This window comes from Terrisporobacter muris (genome assembly GCF_024621905.1).
GTDB lineage: Bacteria > Bacillota > Clostridia > Peptostreptococcales > Peptostreptococcaceae > Terrisporobacter > Terrisporobacter muris.
Genome location: NZ_JANKBY010000261.1, coordinates 1 through 5,335, shown reverse-complemented (window position 1 = coordinate 5,335; position 5,335 = coordinate 1). Strand labels below are relative to the sequence as shown.

Below are 5,335 nucleotides of genomic sequence, written 5' to 3'. Positions count from 1 at the left end.
TAAAAAATAGTTGACAATATTAAATAATAAAACTACTATTATATCAAATTAAAAATATAAGCGATGATAAGAACAAGTAGTAGTTAAAGGAAAAGTATACAGAAAGTAACCGGTTGATGAGAGGTGCATACTTATTTGATTGCGAATACATCTTTGAGCTTCGCACTGAAGAGCCTTGGCTTGGTAGGATGTGACGTATTCACACGTTATAGTGACAGAGTATTCCAATGAGTACTTGCAGAGGTGAGTAATGTGAATTACTCATAAATTAAGGTGGTAACGCGAGATAGCTCTCGTCCTTTTGGGGACGAGGGCTTTTTTATTGGAATAATTTTTTAATGCAGAACAAGCCACAAATAAAATGTGTGATAAATTTTAAGCTTAAAATACAGAATATTTTGAAAAAACTCATGAGAAATGAAATTATAGTAAACGTATTTTAATAAAGTAGTTGCAACCTTTATTAAAATACAATATACAAAAACATTAAAATTAATTAAAGGGGTAAAATAAAATGAATATACCATTAATAATTGTTATTTTATACGTAATAATGTTACTTGGAATTAGTGTTGTAGTATCAAGAAAATCTAAAAAAGATGGAGGAGAGGATTTCCTATTATATAAAAATAAAAATAGTACAATGGTTACAGCAGTTACAATAGCAGGTGTAGCAATAGGTGGAGCATCTACCATAGGTATAGCAGAAAATGCATTTTCAGTTGGTTTATCAGCAGGTTGGTACAATGTGGCTTGGGCTTTTGGAGCGGTCATAGCTAGTTTTACTATAGTTAAGAAATTAAGAAAATCAGGATTTAGTACAGTTACAAAATTAATTCAATCAGTATATGATGAAAAAGCAGGAGTAATGATGACAATAGCTATGATAATAATTCAATGTACGATTATAGCACTTCAATACATTGCAGGGGGATCAATATTATCAAGTTTATTACCAGATGTATTTGATATGAAAACTGCCACATTCTTTAGTTTCTTAATATTTATGTTAGTAGGATTTGTTGGAGGTATGGGATCAGCTAGTATAAGTAATATACTAAATATTTCCTTAATTTATATAGGTATAATAGTATCAGCAGTGATAGTTTTATTTAATCAAGGTGGATGGGAGGCTGCTACACAAATGGCAGCTAGCACACCAGATATTCCATATATGAGTTTAACTTCTGGAATGGGGATTCCAGCAATCATAGCCTGGATGATAGTTATGTGTGGTAATACAAATTCAGTACAAGGTGTGGTTCAAATAGGCTTAACTTCTAAAGATGATAAAAGTGCAGTAAATGGTTTTAGAATAGGGGCGCTTTTGATGATACCAATAGGGTTTATATGTGCTATGCTTGGAATAGCATCAAAAGCATTAATTCCTAATGTGGAAGCAACACAAGCACTTCCAATGATTATAATGAGTTTACCACCAGTTATGGCAGGACTTACTTTATCAGCTTTATGGGCTGCGGATATGTCAACAGCATGTTCTATGCTAATAGGGTGTTCTACAACAGTTAGTCATGATGTATTTTTTAAAACTAAAGCAGGAAGTAAATTAAAAGATAAATCTTTTATGATAAATAAAATAATAATACTATCAGTTGGGATTTTAACTTATATATTATCATCACAACTGGGAACTATACTAAGTGCTATGAAAGTATGTTTGTCTATGGCAATAGGGACTTCTATAATAGTAGTTGCAGGACTTTGGTGTCCTAAGTTTTCTAGTAAGAATGCAGGATTTTTTACAATATTAGCTTCATTATTTGCTGCAGTTGCATGGTTAGTATTACCTTCACTTCATGATATGTTTAAAGATATAGGGTACTGGATGATGGTAGTTAGTGGAATTACATTTATAGCTATAAGTTTAGTTGAAAAGAATAAAGTAATGGTAAGGGATGAAGAAAATATTATAGATAATTTAAATTTAGCTAGAAATAAATAAATTAAAAAATTTAAAAATTGTGTTGACAAAGATGAAAAATATAATTATTATTCAAAATATAAATTACAAAATATGGAAAAATAAAAGCGATGATAAGAAGTAGTAATAATTATATGAGGTAAACAGAAAGTAACCGGTTGATGAGAGGTGCAAACTAAGTTGATTATGAATTCATCTTTGAGCTTCACACTGAAGGGCATAGCTTGGTAGGATGTGACGTGATAACACACGTTATAGTGTTAGGGTATTCCAAGGAGTACTTATTGAGGCAAATAATGTGAGTTATTTGCAAACTAAGGTGGTAACGCGAGAAAAGCTCTCGTCCTTTTAAGGATGAGAGCTTTTTTAATTGTAAGGAAATTATATGTTATCTGTTCTGTGGATAAAGTATAATTTCCAACTTTGTTACTTGAGCAACGGGTGAAGCCGTTGGCGATATGAGCGGAGCAAATTTTTTATTGCGAAGAAACTATAGTCATATAGCTTATGTTTAACAAATTAATAAATAAGGAAACAGAATGATTATAAATATATATTACATAATATTCTGCAACTTATACAATATATAAAATTCAAATACTTGGGGGTAAAATATGAATACAGTAGAATTAAAATATGGAAAAGAAAAAGTAGCTATTAATTTACAGGGAGCAAAATCAGTAGAGATATTAAATGAACAACCAATGGATGAAATAAAAGATTTGAAAGAAGCTTTTATAAAAGGTATTACTACAGAAGTTGTAAATTCAAAACCATTAAATGAAATTATAAATAAAGATGATAAAGTAACCATAGTGATTAGTGACTTAACACGATTTTGGCAGAGACAAGATTTAATTTGTGAACAATTAGTAAACTATTTAACTGAAGAAGTAAAAGTAAAATATGAAAATATGGTAGTAGTTGTGGCTCTAGGAAGTCACAGAAAGCAAAGTGAAGAAGAACTTTGTAAGTTGGCATCTAAATCAGTTTATGACAAAGTAAAAGTTGTAAATCATGACTGTGATGCAGAGGATTTAATAAAAGTTGGAACGACTCCTTCAGGAACAGAAGTTTATGTAAATCCTCTAGTCGTGGGGAGAAAAGTAATAATGATAACAGGTACAGTTCACCATATAATGGCAGGATTTGGAGGAGGAAGAAAAAGTGTAATACCTGGAGTGGCAGGAAGACAAACCATAAGACAAAATCACATTCAAAGTTTAAGTAAAACAGAAAAAAGATCAGATCCACTAGTTGGAGCAAGACTTTTAAATCATAATCCAATAAACGAAGATATGAATGAAGCAGCAAAGCTTATAGATGTGGCTTTTGGAATAAATATAATTGTAAATTCTGATTCTAAGCATAGCAAACTAATATGTGGTGACTTCCATGATGCATGGTTAAAAAGTTGTAAATATGTAGATGCTGCTTATGGATTACCAATAAAAAAAGAAGCAGATATAGTAATTGCCAGTTGTGGAGGATATCCAAAAGATATTAACTTATATCAATCAACTAAATCATTATTTAACGCAAGCAGGGCAGTAAAAAAAGGAGGTACATTAATTTTACTTGCTGAGTGTAGTGAAGGTGGAGGAGCACCAGATTTCTTTAATTGGATTGACCCTTTAAAAAGAGGTGTTCTTGATGAAGAGCTAAGAGCAAACTTCACCATAGGAGGATATATATTCTATGCAGCTTGTGAAGCTATAGCAAAATCTAATGTTATGATGTTGAGTTCAATAGATAAAGATGTAGTGAAAGATATGAAAATTACTGCTTCAGATAATCTTGAAGAGTTATTAAATAAAGTTGATTGTAAAAATAAAGATGTATATGTAATTCCATATGGAGGAAATGTGGTTCCATTATTGGAAGAAGATTAAATTAGGGGGGAAGATATTATGAACATACCATTGATTATTGTGATTTTATATGTAGTTTTATTACTTGGAATAAGCCTAGTAGTTTCAAAAAAATCAAAAGAGAGTGGAGAAGATTTCTTATTATACAAAGGTAAAAATAATACTTTAATTACAGCTGTAACAATTTCAGGTCTTGCTATAGGGGGAGCATCTACCATAGGAATAGCAGAGAATGCTTTCTCTGTTGGACTTTCTGCAGGTTGGTATAATGTGACTTGGGCGTTTGGTGCAGTTATAGCAAGTACTTTTATTATAAAAAAATTCAGAGGTGCTGGTTACAGTACAATTACTAAGCTAATTGAATCTATTTATGATGAGAAAACTGGTATAATAATGACTTTGGCTATGATACTGATTCAATGCACGATTATAGCACTTCAATATATAGCAGGTGGATCAATACTTGCCAGCTTATTACCAGACGTATTTACAATGAAAAGCGCAACATTCTTCTCTTTCTTAATATTTATGCTAGTAGGATTTGTTGGAGGTATGGGATCAGCAAGTATAAGTAATATACTAAATATATCACTAATATACATTGGTGTAATAGTATCTTCTGTAGTAGTTTTGTTTAATCAAGGTGGATGGGAAGCAGCACAAGTTATGGCAGCTAGCACACCAGAAGTCCCTTATATGAGTTTAACTTCCGGTATGGGTGTAGCAGCAATAGTAGCTTGGATGATAGTTATGTGTGGTACAACCAACTCACTACAAGGAGTTATTCAAATAGGTTTAACTTCTAAGGATGACAAAAGTGCAGTAAATGGATTTAGAATAGGTGCATTAATAATGATACCGATAGGTTTTATGTGTGCAATGCTTGGTATAGCATCAAAAGCTTTAATTCCAGGAGTGGAGGCAACTCTTGCCCTACCAAAAATAATATTATCCTTATCACCAGTTATAGCAGGACTGACATTATCAGGACTTTGGGCAGCAGATATGTCAACAGCATGTTCCATGTTAATAGGATGTGCAACAACAGTTAGTCATGATGTGTTCTTCAAAACAAAATATGGTGAAAAGATGCAAGGTAAATCTTATATGATAAACAAAATAATAATACTAGTAGTGGGATTCTTAACTTATATATTATCATCACAACTGGGAACGATTTTAAGTGCTATGAAAGTTTCACTTTCTATGACAATAGGAATTGCCATAGTTGTAATAGCAGGAATTTGGTGTCCTAAATTTGTAAGTAAAAATTCAGGATTTCTTACAATTATATCTTCTGTAATGGTTGCTGGTGCTTGGTTAATATTCCCTCAATTAAAAATAATATTTAGTGATGTAGGTTACTTGATGCTATTAGTAACAGGAACTACTTTTGTAGTTAGTAGTATTTTAGATAGAAACAAAGTGACTGAATTAGAGAAAGGAAAAGTTTCTTATATATAAAATGAAAATAGAAATTATAGTATAAAAATAGAAAAGTTGGATATCATCTATTAATAGA

Annotated in this window: 3 protein-coding genes and 2 other annotated features; all 3 genes read left to right on the top strand. The window is 31.4% G+C overall.

Annotated elements, in window-relative coordinates; translation table 11 throughout:
* The first annotated feature begins 54 nt into the window (after positions 1–54).
* Positions 55–304, top strand: a binding site (T-box leader).
* 210 nt (positions 305–514) lie between these two features.
* A complete protein-coding gene (locus NSA58_RS15460) occupies positions 515–1,963 on the top strand; it encodes a sodium:solute symporter family protein (protein WP_039679943.1) in 1,449 nt (482 codons plus the stop codon).
* Between the two features lie 80 nt (positions 1,964–2,043).
* Positions 2,044–2,293: a binding site (T-box leader), on the top strand.
* Positions 2,294–2,556: 263 nt separating this feature from the next.
* Positions 2,557–3,834: a nickel-dependent lactate racemase family protein gene (locus NSA58_RS15455; RefSeq protein WP_074080179.1), complete on the top strand. Its 1,278-nt coding sequence runs from the start codon at positions 2,557–2,559 to the stop codon at positions 3,832–3,834.
* A gap of 18 nt (positions 3,835–3,852) precedes the next feature.
* Positions 3,853–5,277, top strand: coding sequence for a sodium:solute symporter family protein (locus NSA58_RS15450; protein WP_039679941.1), 1,425 nt, complete (start codon positions 3,853–3,855; stop codon positions 5,275–5,277).
* The last annotated feature ends 58 nt before the right edge of the window (positions 5,278–5,335 follow it).